This window comes from Cloacibacillus sp., from assembly GCF_020860125.1.
Classification (GTDB): domain Bacteria; phylum Synergistota; class Synergistia; order Synergistales; family Synergistaceae; genus Cloacibacillus.
Genome location: NZ_JAJBUX010000037.1, coordinates 1 through 16,682 on the forward strand (window position 1 = coordinate 1; position 16,682 = coordinate 16,682).

The following is a 16,682-nucleotide window of genomic DNA, read 5'->3' on the forward strand; positions in this document are numbered from 1 at the left end:
GTACGCTGCCGACCATCGAAGATGACTAATAAAAACAGCACCACGGTAATGGATAGCAGGAAGATAACGGGCATAGTCCACGACGCTGCCTGATCATATAAAGCGCCCAGAAGCGCCGGACTGACGGCGGCCAGGGCGTAACCGAAGGACTGCGAGATCCCTGATAAGGCCGCGGTTTGCGCGGCGTTGCTTGTGCGAAGTCCCATCAGACACATAGAGAGGCTCAGGCATGCTCCTGTGCAGAAGCCGCAGAGCAGCACGCCGAGCAGAAGGGCAGAATACGAATCCTCCAACAAAAAGAGGAAAAGGCCAACCGTGTAAATTCCCGCGATCACGCTTGCCAGAAGTCGTTGCCCCTTCATCCTGCCGGCCCACATCGGTATGGCAAAGGACGCGGGGATACCGATCCACTGGTAGATCGACGCAAAATATCCCGCGGTATCCGGCGATACTCCTTTGGATTGGAGAATCGCCGGCAGCCACGCCACAAAGCTGTAAAAGAGCAGCGACTGTACGCCCATGTAAATTGCCACATTCCACGCAATGGGCGATTTAAACATGGCTTCCAACCTGACAGGAGCCTGCGCGGACGATGAAACCACGCGGTAGCCCCACAGGTGAACCCAGAGCAGAATGGCGGCTATAGCCAAAATCAGCCAAACAGCCAGCGCGCCGCGCCATCCGAAAGGATTCGCATTTGCGATAGGAATGCTGACTCCGGATGACAGCCCGGCGGAAAGGGCGATACTGGTGGTATAAACGTCGGTGAGGACGCCCACTTTGGTGGGAAACGCGGACTTGACGATGCTGGGCAGCAGCACATTGCCAAAGGCGATGCCGATTCCAATGACGGCGGTGCCGCAAAAAAAGGCGCAGGTTCCGCCAGCGGACCGCAGGGCGATGCCTGCCGCCAAAATAAGCAGACTGACCGTCAGTGTTTTCTCCGTACCAAACCGTATGGCCAGCTTTCCCGCGAACGGGGATACGACGGCGAAGGCAACCAGCGGAACGGTCGTGATCAGTCCGGACATTGAACCGGAGAGGTGTAAATCGTTCATAATATAAGATATCAGAGACCCCACGCCCGTAATCGGAGAACGTAAATTGCAGGCGAGCAGGATAATACCGGCAATCAGTAATTTATCCTTATTTTTCAAAAGTAAAGACATCGGAATACACCCTCTCATAGTATGATTTTTATAGCGCGCGCGTCTACTCCAGCGGCACAAAGCTCTCCCGCCGTTCTCTGCGCGGCGCCGCGCGCCGCCGGTTATTTTTGTCGGGACTATTCCAAGAGGAAACCAGACAGATTTCCGGTGGGTTTATTACCCACTAACAATTGGCTCCATGCCTGTTGCCCGCTAAGGAATTTATTGAATAGCCGCTCCACCGACGCAGAGAATTTGCAGAGTGCAGTTAGCTTTGGCCAACTATCTTATATTATATCATAATACCGTTTTTAACAAGTTATGCTTTGCTTTTATCAGAAACAAACCGCTTTCACCATTATATTTTAGGCTGTCACAATCTGCCGTTTCCAGAATCAAAGAGCTATTCAAGAGAATTATCCGCAGAGATGCCGCCATTTACCGTATCTCTTTGACATACGCGGCGGACATCTTCGCGCAGATTTCCATCTTTTTCTTCATCGGGCATTCGCTAAAAGATGAAAAATAAAGGATATTTAGCTGCGGCGTAACGCCTTTCCGCCTTTTTTATATTAAAATTAAGCACTATCCGCCGTGTATTTTTTACTTTTTGTTATGTACACTATAGGTGAGATAAAGTTATCCTCTTATAATGAGAAACGAGGTCAAGCAATGAAGAAAACGTTAGAAAAGGTCAAAAAGTTATTACCCTTTATCGGGATCATGCTCTTTGCCTTCGCCATATATACACTGCATAAGGAGCTTGCGCATATGTCCTTCCGTGATCTGCGGAAAGCCTTTGCCCTGATTCCGATTTCAGGGGTATTTCTCGGACTGCTGATCGTGGCGGTTAATTATATAATTCTCTCCTTTAACGACATGTATTCCGCTCATGAGATAGGCGTCAGGCTCCCCTACCCTAAGGTCGGCGTGATCTCCTTCGTGAGCAACGCCATCGGCTTTAACCTTGGCGCCTCCGCCATCTCAGGCGGGGCCGTCAGATACCGCCTATTTTCCATTCTTGGACTGGACGGCGGGCAGGTGGGGCGCATAGTGGCGCTCAATCAGATATCGCTATTCTTCGGTCCCTGTCTGGTCGCCGCACCGGCGTTTTTCTTCGCCCCCGACACGATCTTTGCGCACTTTGGCTGGCCGCAGTATGTCCGCTATCTCATCGCCCTCGGCTGCGCCCTGGCTCCGGCCATCGCCCTCTGCGCGGGAGCGGCGGCCGCGCACGGACATGTTTTTGCCGTCAAAGGGATAAAGATTTCCCTGCCGCGTCCGCGCGCCATGCTTTTCAAGTTTACGATAGGTTTTCTTGACGTCACGACGGCCTCCCTCGTGCTCTACTCCGTGCTGCCCGATCACAGCGCGCCGCTTCTTATTTTCGTCTCGGCCTTTGTCGTATCAATGATGGCCGGAACGCTGAGCCAGGTGCCTGGAGGCCTTGGGGTATTTGACGTTACTCTGATAATGCTGCTTTCGCCATTTTACCGCCACGCCGATATGCTGAGCGCGATCCTCCTTTACAGGTTTATCTATTACATAATCCCCTTTGTCTGCGCGACGGCGATACTCTTTGCGGTCGAATTGAGCGGAAGGCTCTCCCGCTACTTCGGCAGGCTGGAGTCTTTTCTCCCAGATGCCGCCGCCATATGGACCTTCATGGCCGGCATCTGGCTGCTTCTCTCCACTGCCGCGCCGATCTTCAGCGGCGGCTGGAGCAGGCTGGGGGCGCTGCTGCCTCTGCCTCTGTTCGAGGCCTCGCACTTTATCAAAAGCGTGGCGGGCACATTCCTCCTCTTCCTGGCCTGGGGGCTCGCAAAGCGGCTCAAATCTGCGTGGACGGTGACTCTGCTGACGCTCTCCGTGTCGCTGATTTTTTCGTTGCCAAACGATATCACTCCTTTTAGGGATTCATTTTTCCTGCTGCTGCTGATTGTGCTTCTTTTTTCGCGGCGCAGTTTTTACCGGCTCTCCTTTTTCTCCGCGCCTGATTTGAAATGGAGCATGGCGATCCTCACCGCCGTCGGAGCCGTAATTTGGTGGGGGTTTTTTGCCTACCGTCACGTCGAGTATGCTAACGACCTCTGGTGGACCTTCGCCTTTGATTCCGCGGCTCCCCGCTTTCTGCGCGCCGCCGCTGGAATGTCCTTTGCCGCGCTGCTGATATTCCTCTTTCTCTGGCTGCGGCCGTCGCGTCCAGCCGCCGCGCAGCCCTCAGCCGCCGAGGTAAAAGCGCTCGTCGCCGGTTCCTACGCGGCGGACGCCGCCCTGGCGCTGCTTGGAGATAAGAGGTTTTTTATGTCACAGGACAGAAAATCCGCGGTCATCTATTCCACAGCCGGCTCTTTCTGGGTCTCGATGGGAGACCCCATCGGTAAAAAGGAGGGCATGGCCGAGCTTATCTGGGATTTCTGCGAGGAGGCGGACCGCCGCGGCGCAAGCGCCGCCTTTTACGAGACCGGCGGCGAATGGCTTGAAGTTTACCGAGACGCCGGGCTTAGCGCCGCGCCGATCGGCGAAGACGCCCGCGTGGACATCTCCACGATCACCAGCTCACTTGACGGGGCGCGGTGGCGGAAGATACGCAGCATAAGAAAGCATATGGAGGGCGATGAGCTCACCTACAGCCTTATCAACGGAGATAAACGCGATAAGATGCTGCCGAAGCTGCGCGGAATATCAGACGAGTGGCTCCGAAAGGTGCACGGCACGGAAAAGGGGTTCTCTCTCGGTTTCTTTGACGAGGACTATCTGAAGAATTTCCCTGTGGCCGTCGCCTTAAAAGAAGGAGAACCGCTGGCCTTCTGCAGCCTGTGGCTTGGCGGCGGCGACGAATTTTCCGTGGATCTGATGAGGTATACCGACAGCGCCCCGCGCGACATTATGAGCTGGCTTTTCATCGAGACGATGATCTGGGGCCGCGGTCACGGCTATAAATATTTCCGCCTCGGCATGGCCCCGCTCTCAAATCTTGACCCGCAGAATTCTCTCTGGGAGCGCATGGGAAACTTCATCTACCAGCACGGGGAGCACTTCTACAACTTTAAAGGGCTGCGGCAGTACAAAGAAAAGTTCCAGCCGGAGTGGCAGCCGCGCTACATAGTCTATAAAGACAGGGCGGCCCTGCCGCTGCTTGCCTCGCAGCTGGTGAGGCTGATATCAAAGAAACATGCCGCCGGCGGCAGATGAGATAACGTGGCCGCTGCCTCCCTTTACCGTGTGGCAAACGTATCAATAAACGCCGATTTGGCTTTGTTAGGGAAAAAGATAAATCGCTATTTATCTTTTTCCTATAAAAAATGTAAATAGGTTTTGTGAATTTTACATGATAACAGGAAAATCGGCGCGAAGAAGTGCCGTAGGCTAAATAAGCCGGTCCCTAAGTACTGGAGCCGTATTGTTCATACGGCGATTGCAAGGCAATGTCCCCGCCGCAGGGCTGGGACATTTTCAAATTATCCGTATTGCCGCGGCATGCGGATGCGTCTGCCGCAGGACACTTAGGGACCGGCTTATGACGCATACGGTGCTTATTCGCGCCGTTTTTGATAAACGCCGATTTATCGTATTAATGCGTTTGCCATACACCGCGTTGTCAACTGCGGTGCGCGGCGCTGGATAATTGGGTATAATAGTATGATATGACTTACAGCATGGAGGAATTGATTTGTCGTTCGGACCGGAACTGATATGGATTTGGAGCAGAGAACTGGGCGCCTGCAGCGGCAGACGCGTACAGCGGGTGGACGGTGGCAATAATTCCGTTGTGCTCTCCTTTGGCGCTTCGGAGCTGCTTTTGTCGTGGGGAGCACAGAATTGCGGCGTGGTTTTGATATCGCAAAAGGAGCGAAAGTCGCTCCTATCCTCCGTAACGCAGACACCCCCGATAACGAACGCGCTGCGCAGCCATCTGGCGGGGTCCGAACTTACCGCCGTCGAACAGCTGCGCCGTGACCGCATTCTAAAATTTACCTTTCAGAAAACCGTTGGCGCGGGCTTTACCGCCAAGCGTTGTCTTATAATTGAGATAATGGAACGTTTTAGCAATATCCTTCTCACGGACGAGGAGGAAAATATCATCGAGACCGCCAAGCATATTCATCCCGCGGACAACAGTTTCCGCACCGTCCTTCCAGGACTCCCCTACCACCTGCCGCCGGCCTTCGAGGGGGTTGCGCTTGAAGATTGGCTTGCCGCGCCGGATGAGCTGTCCATTCAGAGAATCGCCGGATTCGGGAAGCCGCTGCTTAAGGCCCTCTCCGAGGCCGGAGTTGAAAAAGCCACCGGAATATTGAGCCGTTTTTATAACGACGGCGACACCTCTACATTTATTCCGCAAAAGCTAGGCCGGTATATCACCTCTCTGCCGAAGCTGCTGCCGGGTGCCGACCCCCTGGAAGATACCGGTACGGGAAGGCTGATAGCGCTCGCGCCACTGCGCGACACCGCCTTTGAGGCGCGCCGCAGGCGGGCCGTTCAGCTCATCGAAAAGGAGATCACGCGCAGGGAACGCCAGCAGGCGGATATAGAGGCGCTGCTCTCCGACAGCCGCGCGGAGCTTTACCGCCGGTATGGCGAGCTGATCATCGCGAATCTCTGGCAGATACGGCATAACGCCTCCGAGGCTGAGCTCAGGGGGTATGACGGCGAGGGAGAGGAGATTGTCCAAGAGGTGCCGCTTGACCCGCGGCTCTCGCCCTCACAGAACGCGGCGCGGTATTTTGCGAAATATAAGAAGATAACGGCGGCGCAGGAGCGCGCGGCGGCGCTGCTGACCTCTGTCAGAGAAGAGCTTGACGACCACCGCGAAGCGCTTGCTCTCGCCGGTTCCATCGGCGATACGGAGTCTCTTTCGATGCTGGAAGAGGAGCTTGGTCTTGCCAAGACGCCGGTTCAGAGGCGCGGAGGCAGAAAGAGGGAACCGCAGCTGCCGCCGCACCGGCGCTTTGAGTTCGAGAGGGCCATTATCTTCGCCGGGCTTTCCTCAAAGGGCAATCGATATGTCACCTTCAAGCTGGCCCTCTCTGACGATCTCTGGTTCCACGCGCAGGGAGTGCCCGGCTCTCATGTTATTTTGAGAACGCTCACGGCGCTCTCCGAGGAGGAGCTTACGGAGCTAAAAGATTTCTGCGCTTCGCTCGCGGTGTATTACAGCAAGGCTCGCGAAGCGCCGCGCCAGCGCGTCGACTATACGCGGAGGAGATATGTCAGCCCCATCCGCGGCGGGGAGGCCAACGTCACCTATAAGGAATTTTCCTCGCTGACGGCGTCGCCCGACAGCTGGCAGAGCTTTTTGGAGAGCCACCAAGCCGACGGCCAGGCAAAGTTATAGGAGAAATTAAGCCGCTCCCATCCTCACTTTTTTTAGGAAATCGGCAAGCTCCCGCGGCAGCGGCTGCGTAAAGAGCATCTCTTTGCCGCTGCGCGGATGTTTGAAGCCCAGCTTCCACGAGTGAAGAAAGACCCGCTCCGGACCGAATGGGGATTGTCTTGAGGGCGCGTATAGCCGGTCGCCCACCAAGGGACACCGGACCGCCTGCATATGTACTCGTATCTGGTGTGTACGGCCGCTGTGAAGGGTACACTTTACGAGGGAGTAGTTATTTACGTTCCAGAGCCTCTCATAGTCCGTCCAGGCCTCCCTGCCGTCCTCAACGCAGGCCATGCGCAGACGGTTATAGGGATCGCGGTCGATCGGATATTTGACGGAACCACGCTCGGAGGGCGTCATGCCGCAGCAGAGGGCGAGGTACTCTTTTCTGATCCGTCTCTCTTTGAAATCCTTAAAGAGCCCCTCCTGCGCAAGCCCGTTCCGCGCCACCACCATCAGCCCCGAAGTAGTCGCGTCGAGCCGGTGGACTATCCCCGGCCGCCGAACGCCGTTCAGCGTGCCGAGGTCGGGATAGCGGAAGAGCAGGCCATGCACGAGCGTGCCGCTCCAGTGCCCCGGTGCGGGATGCACGACCAATCCCGCGGGCTTGTTGACGACGATCAGGTCTTCGTCGTCATAGACCGTTTCAAAATCTATATCCTGCGGCTCAAGATCGAGCGTCTCCGCCGGCGGGATCACCACCGCCAGCGAATCCCCCTCCTCCACCTTCACGGCGGGTTTCACGCGGCGCTCGGGCGTCAAAGAAGCGTGCCCCTCTTTTATAAGTTTCTGGGCATAGCCGCGGCTCACTCCGAGAAGACGCGAAATGACAAAATCCAGCCGGTGCCCGGCGAGTTCCGCGCCGACCGTAAAATTCTGCACGGCAGAAGAAGAGGGGGCGGCAAGCAGCCCCTCCCCCTCTTCGTTGATATATTCTCTGTCTATACTACTGGGCGCTGAGCACATCGCGGCAGCGGTCGCAGAGGCCCTTTTCCGCAACTTCGGGACGTCTCTTCCAGCAGCGCGGGCACTTTTCGGCTGACGAGCGGTTGATGCCGATACGCAGCCCCGTCGTCTCATCGTCATAGACGATCTCCGCGCCGCTTATCTCGTCAACTACCCTGCAGGAGGAGACGATGAGGACGTTCTCCCACGTCTCGTCGCATATCCTGCCGGCAAGCGGCCGGTAGTAGTCGCTGAGCCTTATCTGCACATCCGCGTCGAGCGGGTGGCCGATAACTCCCTTGCCGCGCGCAGATTCCAGGCCGCGCAGCACACCCTGGCGGGCCAGCATGAGCATGTCCCATTCCCCCTCCACCGCGGGGTCTATACCCTCGGCGAGGCTGCCGGGCCAGTCAGCGAGCAGTACGCTCTGCGGCAGCGTCGGGTCCATCTCGCGCATCTTCTGCCAAATCTCTTCCGCCGTGAAGGAGAGGACGGAGGACATCATCTGCGTCACCGCCCGCAGCACCTGCCACATGACGGTGCATATCGAGCGGCGGCTCTTCGCCTCCTTGGCGTCGGCGTAGAGCTTATCCTTGCTCACGTCGATGTAGAACGACGAAAGTTCATTGTCGCAGAACTGGTGGATAAGCGTCATCGGCTGGTGGAACTCGTACTCGTCAAATCCCGTCGTTACGCGCGTACGCAGGCGCTCGAGCTTCAGCATTATGTACTGGTCGACGGGGGCGAGCTCGTCATGCGCTAGCATGTCCTTCGCGGGATCGAAGCCCGCGAGATTCGCGAGCAGGAAGCGTGCCGTGTTGCGTATCCTTCTGTATGACTCGATAAGGTTGCGGAATATCTCTTCCGAGATACGCACGTCGCCGCGGTAATCGGAGGAGGCTACCCAGAGGCGGAGGATGTCCGCGCCGTTCTTATCGATGATGTTCTCGGGCTTCATTACGTTGCCGAGAGATTTTGACATCTTCTGCCCGTCAGGCCCCATGATGAAGCCGTGGGTGAGGACCGTCCGGTAGGGGGCCGTGCCGCGCGTCGCCACACTGTTGAGCAGCGAAGTCTGGAACCAGCCGCGGTGCTGGTCGCTTCCCTCAAGGTACATGTCAGCGGGCCAGCTGAGGTCCTCCCAGTTGTCGAGTACCGCCGAATGGCTTGTGCCTGAATCGAACCAGACATCCATTATGTCGGAGTCCTTGCGCAGGTGGGTATGTCCGCACTTCGGGCAGACCGCGAGGTCTCCGATGAGATCTTCCGGCGTCATCGTCCACCAGCAGTTGCTGCCGTGCTCGCGGATTTTATCGGCAATGCGGCGCACGCGGTCTCCCGTCAGGATGACCTCTCCGCAGTCCTCGCAGTAAAAGGCGGGGATGGGCACGCCCCAGGTGCGCTGGCGGCTGATGCACCAGTCGGAACGGTCGCGCACCATATTCGTGATGCGGTCCTTACCCCAGTCGGGAACCCATTTCACCTCGTCGATGCACTTGAGCGCCTCGTCGCGGAAATCGGCGACGGAGACGAACCACTGATCGGTGGCGCGGAAGATTACCGGCTTCTTGCAGCGCCAGCAATGCGGATAGGAGTGGGTGATCTTGAGCTTGCCAAGCAGGCGCTTTGATTCACCGAGCAGCTCAAAAACCTTCTTCTCCCCCTCCGCGAGCGACATGCCGCCGAATATCGGCGTATCTTTATAATAGTGTCCCGTCTCGTCAACGGGGTTATAGATCTCTAAGCCATAACGCACGCCGGTCTCGTAGTCTTCCGTACCATGGCCGGGAGCGGTGTGGACGCAGCCCGTGCCGGAGTCGAGGGTGACGTAATCGGCGAGGACGAAGGGGGTGACGCGGTCGTAGAAGGGATGCTGCGCGAGAGTATTCTCGAGCTTCTCGCCCTTGCAGGAGAGTATCGGCTCGCCGAATTCAAGCTGCGTCGCCCTCTCCACCTCAGCTTTGAGCCCCTGCGCGATGAGGTATATTTTATCTCCGACCTGATAGAAGCCGTAATCGTAGCGCGGATGGACAGCCACCGCCATCGAGGCTGGCAGCGTCCAGGGCGTCGTGGTCCAGATGATGACGTCCACATCTTTACCGGCGAGCTCGGGGAATACCTTCGCCGCGTCGGTGTATTTATAGGCGACAAATATCGAGGGCGAAGTCTCGTCGGCGTATTCGATCTCCGCCGCCGCAAGCGCCGTCTGGCAGTCGGTGCACCAGTAGATCGCCTTGCGTCCCTTATAGACCAGCCCCTTGTCGACCATCTCCGCGAAGCCTTCGATCTGCGTCGCCTCGTAGGCGGGAACAAGCGTCATGTAGGGGTGGTCCCAGTCGCCGATGACTCCGAGGCGTTTGAACTGCCCCGTCTGTATGTCGGCGAACGAACGGGCATAGGCGGCGCACTTCTCACGAAGCTCCACCGGGTCGATATCGTCTTTGTTGAGGCTCTGCTCCTTGAGCACTTTGAGCTCGATGGGAAGCCCGTGCGTATCGTAGCCCGGCACATAGGGGGAGAAATAGCCGCGCTGCCATTTATATTTCACGACGAAGTCTTTCAATATCTTGTTTGTCGCCGTACCGATATGGATGCTGGCGTTCGCGTAGGGAGGCCCGTCGTGCAGAATGAAGGAGGGCTTATCCTTATTCTTTTTCTTGAGTTCGCCGTAAACGTCAATATCGTACCAGAACTTCAGAAATTCCGGCTCCCGCTGCGACAGGTTGGCGCGCATGGGGAAATCGGTCTTGGGAAGAAACAGGGTATCCTTATAATCGTTCGCCATTGAAATAACCTCCATATAAACTGAACGGAATTCCGTGAAGGATTCCATAATGTACAACTTGAGTATTATAGCAGAAAAGCGGCAATTGGTATAATGAAGCCTCTTCGGACAGACGGCGCGGTTTAGCGGATACGCAATATCAAAGACGGCCTCTCTGATATATAATTATTGGCAGACTGAATTTCGAAAATGGGTGACCTAGCGTGGAACAGTGGAAAAATAAGGGACTTTTTGCAAAAACTATCTATTCTCTGAACGGCCTGCGAACCGCCTTCCTGACAGAGAAGGCTATTCGCCACGAAAGCTTGGGGGTGGTCGTCGCCGTAAGCCTCGCGCTCTTTATGGAACGCGGCTGGAGCGACGTCCTATGCGTCTTTCTCGCCTCAATCTTTCCGATGACCGTTGAGCTGATAAACACGGCGGTCGAGAGGATCATCGACACACACTTCGGCCCCGCCTACCGCGAAGAGGTGCGCATCCAGAAGGATACGCTTTCCGCCGCCGTCTTCCTGAGCCTTATCATCGGCTATGGCCTCTGTATCAGGATAATTTTCTTTCCATAAAAACAGGAGGGCTCTTCCTATATTGACAAAAAGCCGCTCCGCTGTTGTTTCATGCGGGGCGGCTTTTGTTTCTTTTTCCTATGTCCCTGTCATCGGTAAACAGATGGTGTCTTTCGCGTTCAGCGGCCTTTCGGCATCAGTATGGAGAAGCTGTCTTCTTCTCCGCCGTCGTCTTCCGGCGGCGTCTCCTCTTCCTCATCGTCGCCGGCGTCGCTTTCCGCCGACTTTGAGGCGATGATCTCCGCCAGCTCGTCGTCGCTGATCATATCCATCGGCAGGCCGCTCTTTATTTTAATGAATTTACGCAGCACGCCCTCGATGTAATAATTGGTATCGGCAATCACCATCGCGCCCTCTTTTATACGCTCCGCTTTGATCTCGCTTACGAAGCGGTCCTCAAGGAGGTCTCCGGGGGTAAACGATTCTTTGTCGCCCTTCTTGGGCGGCTGCGGCCCGCGTCCAGGTTCAGGCTTTTTCGCCTCCGCGCCGCCGCCCTTGACGGCGGAGGATTCGGCGATCTTTTCCTTCTCCTTGGCGGTCGTCGTCTTGGCCTTTTTCTTTTTCAGCGCGTCCTTTTCTGGACCGTCGATCTCGACGATTATCTGGTTGTTGGTCTCTTTGGCCTTGAGTTCGCTCAGCAGCTCATTGAAAGTCGCTATCGCGCGAGTACCGGTCAGCAGCGGCTCCTGTGTCGGTTCCTCGATGCCGCCGCCGCGCACGGTGATCTCACAGAAGGAGATCGCGTCCTCGGGCACGGTCAGCTCAAAGCTCTTTACCAGAGGCGCCTTTCTCCAGGGTCGGAAGGTGACGTCCACCTTTACCTTGTCGCCGGGCTTGTAAAAGGGTTTCTCATCGGCGATCTCGATCTTTTCGATAAAGACGATCCGCGGGGTCTTGGTCATCTCAACGTCGACCTGCACGCCGTAGGGACTGATCTCGCGGAAAGGGTTCAGCGACATCACCTTGCCCATCGCCTCGATCTCCTTCTGGAGGGATTTGACGACGTCCTTATCGGAGTAGAAGATATTGCGGCGCGTCCAGGCTGGCGAAAGGTTGCCGCCTGAGACCGAATAGGAGACCAGCGCCGTCCCGGAACCGCGCTGGGCCCAGAGGCTGTCGATTATCCCCAAAACGCCTGTCGTGCCGATTTCCGGCCCGATATAAGGATCGGCGACGGTCTGGAAACGCTTTGTCTCGCTCTTGTTGGTCTCGACGTCGCGGAAGTTTACTGTGTAGCTTGAGGCGGCGGCAAGCTGGCCGAGAGTGCCGCCGATCGCCTCCGGGCGGTCCTGCGTCACAAGGCCGGTGATCTTGCCCAGGTAGCCAAGTTTGAAGGAGCTCTCCATGCTGGGGATTATCTTTAAGATGCTGGCATCCATCATCGCGTAGGAGACGCTGCCGCGATTGAACATCGGGTGGGCGAAGGCGACGAAACGTCCGTCTTTGGAAACCGCGGTCAGCGTTCCGATACCGCCGGCCACGAAGTCGCCCCAGGCAAGCGCCGCTCCCATCGCCGCGCCGGGCTTGGGCTCCCATTTTAGGTTTACAGGACTGTCGCCCCCGGCGGAAGAGCCGAGCGGGACGACGCGTAGGCCCAGTTTCTCTTCAAGACGCTTCGCGTAGCGGTCGCTGATACCGTCCACGGTCAGCGGCATCATCTTTTTTTCAAGTTTTTCGCCCGATACCACCTCGGCGCCGTCGGCTGACAGCGCCTCAGCATCGCCTGACAGCGGTTTTTTATCCTCTGATACGGTCTTGTCGCCGGATGTCTCGGCAGCTTTTTTATCATCGCTCGCCGGATGCTCCGCCGCAACTTCTGGGATATCAAACCAGGGCAGTTTTTCCGGCCAGTCCATAGCCTTTGACATCTCTTCTATTGGAGTGACAAGGCCAAGATTGTTGTCGGCGAAGGACCAGCCGTAGCCGATCGCGCCGATCAGTTTGCCGTCCACGTAGACTGGAGAGCCGCTCATGCCAGAGGCGATACCGCCGTTTTCGCGCACATATTTATCCTCTACGCGGATGAGGATGAGGTTTTTGGGGCTCGTCTTTTTGGGAACGATTCCCAGTATCGTAACTTTGAAGGGCGTTATCTCGGTACCTGAGAGCACCGTCCGCGCGTAACCCGTCATGCCGGGCTTTATTTTTGAAAGGGGCAGCACCGGATCGCTCGGTACAAATTTACCCGCGGCGGCGGCCGCGCCCGCGATGAGGGCGGCGAGAACGGCGGCCGCTGTTATGGCTGTTATGATTTTTTTCATATTATCCTCCACCTGCGCTATTTTTCGTTTTTGAGGAATCTAAGATACGACATGATCAGCTCGTCGAGCGAGCCGTCAAGCACCGCCTGCACGTTTCCGATCTCGCAGCCTGAGCGGTGGTCTTTGACCAGCTGAAAGGGCTGCAGCGTGTATGAACGTATCTGACTACCCCACGCTATGCTTCGCTTTTCTCCCTGTATGCTGTCAAGCTGTTCCTGGCGTTCCCGCAGCGTCCGCTCGAAGAGTTTTGAACGGAGCACCTGCATCGCGGTCGCCCTGTTCATGTGCTGTGAGCGCTCGGTCTGGCAGCTGACGATGATGCCCGAGGGGATGTGCGTAATACGCACCGCCGAGTCGGTCATGTTGACGTACTGGCCGCCCGCGCCGCTGGAACGGAAGGTATCCATCTTGAGGTCTTCGGGACGGATCTCTATTTCGACGCTCTCCGGCAGCACCGGCATGACCTCGACGGAGGCAAAGCTCGTATGACGGCGCTTTGCCGAGTCGAAGGGAGAGATGCGCACAAGCCGATGGACGCCCTGCTCACCCTTGAGATAGCCATAGGCGTAATCTCCCGATACCGATATAGTGACGCTCTTTATGCCGGCCTCCTGGTCGGGAAGCTCGTCTATAAGCTTCACCGTATAGCCGCGGTTTTCCACCCAGCGCATGTACATGCGGTAGAGCATCTGCGCCCAATCCTGCGAGTCCAGCCCGCCGGCGCCGGCGTGGACCGTCATTATCGCGTCGCCCGCGTCATACTCTCCGTCAAGCAGGATCAGCGTCTGGTATTCTTCGATGACCTTTTCGAGCTTCTCGGCGCGGGAATAGAACTCTTTCTCAAGCTCCGGGTCCTCTGCCTCGGCCAGTATCTCGGCGATCGCCTCAATATCCTCGAACTCGCCCCTCATCTCCGACGCCTTATCCAGGCGCGCCTGGCAGCGGGAGAATTCACGCGATACATCCTGGGCCTCCGGCGAACCCCAGAAGTCCTCTTTTTCCGTTATCTTATGAAGTTCCTTTAATTTTGCCTCGATGGAAGGCAGGTCAAAGACTTTCACGCAGCTCATCAAACGATGAACGCAGGTCCGTCATGACGGTCGATATGGGCAACACTACCATCAGTAACCCCTCCTGAAAATACGAATCAACTTTTATTATAACCGCAAAAGAACAAAATCGTATATAATTTTACCGAAGTCGACCGAGGGAAGTGGCAAAATGGCAAAGACAAATGACGAGGCTACCAGCCGCGCAATGATATTTGAGATGTTGATGGAAAACCCGGGGGAGATAATCCCCAGCTCGCTGCTGACACAAAAGCTCTCATCTTCACGCCAGGCGGTATTCAAGGCCGTCTGCGCCCTCAGGGACGAGGGCGTCCCCGTTGAATCGATTCCGCAGAGGGGCTACCGCCTCGACGGGATAGAGGATCTCCAAAAACTCAGCCCGACGATGATAGAATATTTCCTGCGCGGCAATCCCCTTTTTAACAGATGTATTTATATGAGGGAGACGGACTCCACGCAGAAGGTGATAAAGAAGCTCGCGCTGCAGGAGGCCGAGGCTGGCGTCCTGGCGCTCACGGAGCGGCAGAGCGAGGGGCGCGGACGCCGCGGCAGAAGCTGGCAGAGCCTCGACGAGAAAAATTTGATGTTCTCCATGCTTTTGCGTCCGGCGCTGAAGCCTGGCGAGGTGCAGCTGCTCAACCTCGCCGCCGGACTCGCCGTTAAGGAGACGCTGAGGGAGCTCTGCGGCATTCCCGCGGAGCTGAAGTGGCCTAACGACATCCTCTGCCGCGACAGGAAGCTCTGCGGCATCCTCAGCGAGGCCTCAGGCGAGCCGGACCGGATATATTACGCGGTTACGGGCATCGGTATCAACGTCAATATGGAATCCGCCGACATCCCCGACGATATATCCGCAGTCGCCACCTCCGTCTGTATCGAAAGCGGAAGACAGTTTGCCAGATGGAAGCTGCTGGTGGAATTTCTCGACCGTTTTGCCGGTTTCATGTCCCTTCTTACCTCTCGCGGCGGCGCGGCGAAATTGCTCGCGCTTTACCGGACGGGCTGTGATACGATAGGGAAGGATATCCGCGTGATGCAGGACGAAGAGGTATTCACCGGCAGGGCGACGGATATCACGCCAGAGGGCGCGCTTGTCGTGCAGACCGGCGAGGGAGAAAAAATATTTGCCGCGGCGGATGTTCACCATTTGCGCATGGCATAAGGAGTGAGTATCGGATGAGGCTGACGGAACGCGCCCGCACAAGCGGCTGAGCTGCGAAGATAGCTCCGGCGGAGCTTGACAGTATATTAAAGGATCTTCCTGTCTTTCGTTCGGAGGAGCTGCTCGCCTCCTGGAATCACGGCGAGGACGCGGCGCTTTGGAAAATAACCGATGAGCGGATCGGGATATTGACGATCGATTTTATCACCCCGGTGGTCGACGACCCGAAGAGGTTCGGCGAGATCGCGGCGGCGAATTCTCTCAGCGACGTATACGCGATGGGCGGCAGGCCGATAATCGCGCTGAACGTCGTCTGCTTCCCCACCTCCTGCGAGCCGATCTCCGTGCTGCAGGATATCCTGGAGGGCGGCGCGCGCAAGATAATCGAGGCGCGGGCGATGCTGGCGGGCGGCCACAGCGTGCAGGACGAAGAGCCGAAATACGGGCTCGTCGTCTTTGGCGAGGTGGATAGCGACGAGATGTGGACCGTAGGCAGCGCCAAGGAGGGCGACTCGCTCATCCTTACAAAGCCGATAGGTACTGGGATTGCCGTCACGGCAATCAAGGCTGGACTCTTTTCACCGGAGAACATCGAGGCGGCGGAGCTGAATATGGCAAGGCTCAACGCGGTGCCGCCGCTGCTGCCCAAGAGGCTGCGTATGGCGGTAAACGCCTGTACGGACCTTACGGGCTTCGGACTGGCCAGCCACGCGCTTGACCTCGCCTCGGAGGGCGTCTCGCTGGAGATAGACTGCGCGAGGGTCCCGTTGCTGCCCGGGATAGCGGAGATGGCGGATATGGGGCTGATACCGGCCGGTTCCTACGAGAACAAGAAATATATCGGCGCTAAGGTCGTAAACGATTCGCCTATGGGACGTTTTGCCGAGGACATCGCCTTTGACCCGCAGACATCGGGCGGACTGCTGCTCGCGGTCCAGCCGCGCGAGGCGGAAGAAATCGCCGCGATACTTAGGGAAAACGGTTTCGCGGAGACGGCGCTGATCGGAAGGTTCGTCAAGGGTGAAGAAAAGCTGATCTTAAAGTAAGTTTTGGGAAAAAATTAAAGGGTGGGCTGACCTATTGTCGTCAGCTCACCCTTTTTAATTGCGGCCCTCTCATTGTTCTAGGCGATAACGTACATTACCGCGCCGGCGACGCAGGCGACCGCCGCAAGTCCGAGCATCAGCATGTTGTTGACCTGTCCGGCCTTCTTCTTATCATCCGCGCTGAATTCCCTGTAACCACAGTTCGTGGAGAGGTTTTCTTTTCCGTCCATGTCGTACCATTTCTTGAGATAAACCGGCGTTCTGAGTGTGAATTTCATCTTCGTATCCTCCTGTATCTGTTGTATTTTTTATCTTGGTGCCGCTC

11 protein-coding genes are annotated in these 16,682 nt (G+C 56.8%); 5 read left to right on the top strand and 6 right to left on the bottom strand.

Translation table 11 applies throughout. The features are described 5' to 3' along the window. A partial coding sequence (locus LIO98_RS04650) for an MFS transporter (RefSeq protein ID WP_291953620.1) occupies window positions 1–1,169 on the bottom strand: 1,169 nt, incomplete at its 3' end. Between the two features lie 651 nt (window positions 1,170–1,820). On the opposite strand from LIO98_RS04650, the gene mprF reads away from it, so the two are divergent. Both mprF and LIO98_RS04660 read left to right on the top strand, forming a co-directional pair. Next, the gene (mprF, locus tag LIO98_RS04655; RefSeq protein WP_291953621.1) at window positions 1,821–4,343 is read left to right on the top strand and encodes a bifunctional lysylphosphatidylglycerol flippase/synthetase MprF; all 2,523 of its coding nucleotides are present in this window, start codon (window positions 1,821–1,823) and stop codon (window positions 4,341–4,343) included. A gap of 478 nt (window positions 4,344–4,821) precedes the next feature. Further along, on the top strand, window positions 4,822–6,486 hold the full coding sequence (locus tag LIO98_RS04660) for an NFACT family protein (RefSeq protein ID WP_291953622.1): 1,665 nt from the start codon (window positions 4,822–4,824) through the stop codon (window positions 6,484–6,486). Window positions 6,487–6,492: 6 nt separating this feature from the next. Here the strand turns inward: LIO98_RS04660 and LIO98_RS04665 are convergent, their stop codons facing one another. After that, on the bottom strand, window positions 6,493–7,491 hold the full coding sequence (locus LIO98_RS04665) for an RluA family pseudouridine synthase (RefSeq protein WP_291953623.1): 999 nt from the start codon (window positions 7,489–7,491) through the stop codon (window positions 6,493–6,495). Further along, window positions 7,472–10,255: an isoleucine--tRNA ligase gene (gene ileS / locus LIO98_RS04670; protein WP_291953624.1), complete on the bottom strand. Its 2,784-nt coding sequence runs from the start codon at window positions 10,253–10,255 to the stop codon at window positions 7,472–7,474. Before ileS ends, LIO98_RS04665 begins: the two co-directional genes overlap by 20 nt. 203 nt (window positions 10,256–10,458) lie before the next feature. Here ileS and LIO98_RS04675 point away from each other — a divergent pair, with 203 nt between their 5' ends. Beyond that, the gene (locus LIO98_RS04675; RefSeq protein WP_291953625.1) at window positions 10,459–10,818 is read left to right on the top strand and encodes a diacylglycerol kinase; all 360 of its coding nucleotides are present in this window, start codon (window positions 10,459–10,461) and stop codon (window positions 10,816–10,818) included. A gap of 119 nt (window positions 10,819–10,937) precedes the next feature. Here the strand turns inward: LIO98_RS04675 and LIO98_RS04680 are convergent, their stop codons facing one another. After that, a complete protein-coding gene (locus LIO98_RS04680; RefSeq protein WP_291953626.1) occupies window positions 10,938–13,079 on the bottom strand; it encodes a SpoIVB peptidase S55 domain-containing protein in 2,142 nt (713 codons plus the stop codon). Window positions 13,080–13,096: 17 nt separating this feature from the next. Then, window positions 13,097–14,201, bottom strand: a protein-coding gene (gene prfB / locus LIO98_RS04685; RefSeq protein WP_291953627.1) for a peptide chain release factor 2 whose coding sequence is annotated in 2 segments (ribosomal slippage) — window positions 13,097–14,128 and window positions 14,130–14,201 — 1,104 coding nt in all. Because the reading frame shifts where the segments join, the coding sequence is not laid out codon by codon here. A 99-nt stretch (window positions 14,202–14,300) separates the two neighbouring features. Between prfB and LIO98_RS04690 the strand changes: the two genes are divergently transcribed. Next, window positions 14,301–15,311 carry a biotin--[acetyl-CoA-carboxylase] ligase gene (locus LIO98_RS04690; protein WP_291953628.1) on the top strand — a complete coding sequence of 337 codons (1,011 nt, stop codon included), beginning with the start codon at window positions 14,301–14,303 and terminating at the stop codon, window positions 15,309–15,311. A 14-nt stretch (window positions 15,312–15,325) separates the two neighbouring features. Continuing rightward, window positions 15,326–16,357, top strand: coding sequence for a selenide, water dikinase SelD (selD, locus tag LIO98_RS04695; protein WP_291953629.1), 1,032 nt, complete (start codon window positions 15,326–15,328; stop codon window positions 16,355–16,357). A 77-nt stretch (window positions 16,358–16,434) separates the two neighbouring features. On the opposite strand, the gene LIO98_RS04700 is transcribed toward selD, so the two are convergent. After that, window positions 16,435–16,635, bottom strand: a complete 201-nt coding sequence (locus LIO98_RS04700; RefSeq protein ID WP_291953630.1) for a hypothetical protein — start codon at window positions 16,633–16,635, stop codon at window positions 16,435–16,437. Window positions 16,636–16,682 lie beyond the last annotated feature (47 nt).

What these genes read in the sequence shown, in the direction of transcription:
- LIO98_RS04665 (WP_291953623.1), bottom strand. Translation starts at nt 7,491, where the DNA reads ATGTGCTCAGCGCCCAGTAGTATAGACAGAGAATATATCAACGAAGAG.
- ileS (WP_291953624.1), bottom strand. Translation starts at nt 10,255, where the DNA reads ATGGCGAACGATTATAAGGATACCCTGTTTCTTCCCAAGACCGATTTC.
- LIO98_RS04690 (WP_291953628.1), top strand. Translation starts at nt 14,301, where the DNA reads ATGGCAAAGACAAATGACGAGGCTACCAGCCGCGCAATGATATTTGAG.
- mprF (WP_291953621.1), top strand. Translation starts at nt 1,821, where the DNA reads ATGAAGAAAACGTTAGAAAAGGTCAAAAAGTTATTACCCTTTATCGGG.
- LIO98_RS04700 (WP_291953630.1), bottom strand. Translation starts at nt 16,635, where the DNA reads ATGAAATTCACACTCAGAACGCCGGTTTATCTCAAGAAATGGTACGAC.
- LIO98_RS04680 (WP_291953626.1), bottom strand. Translation starts at nt 13,079, where the DNA reads ATGAAAAAAATCATAACAGCCATAACAGCGGCCGCCGTTCTCGCCGCC.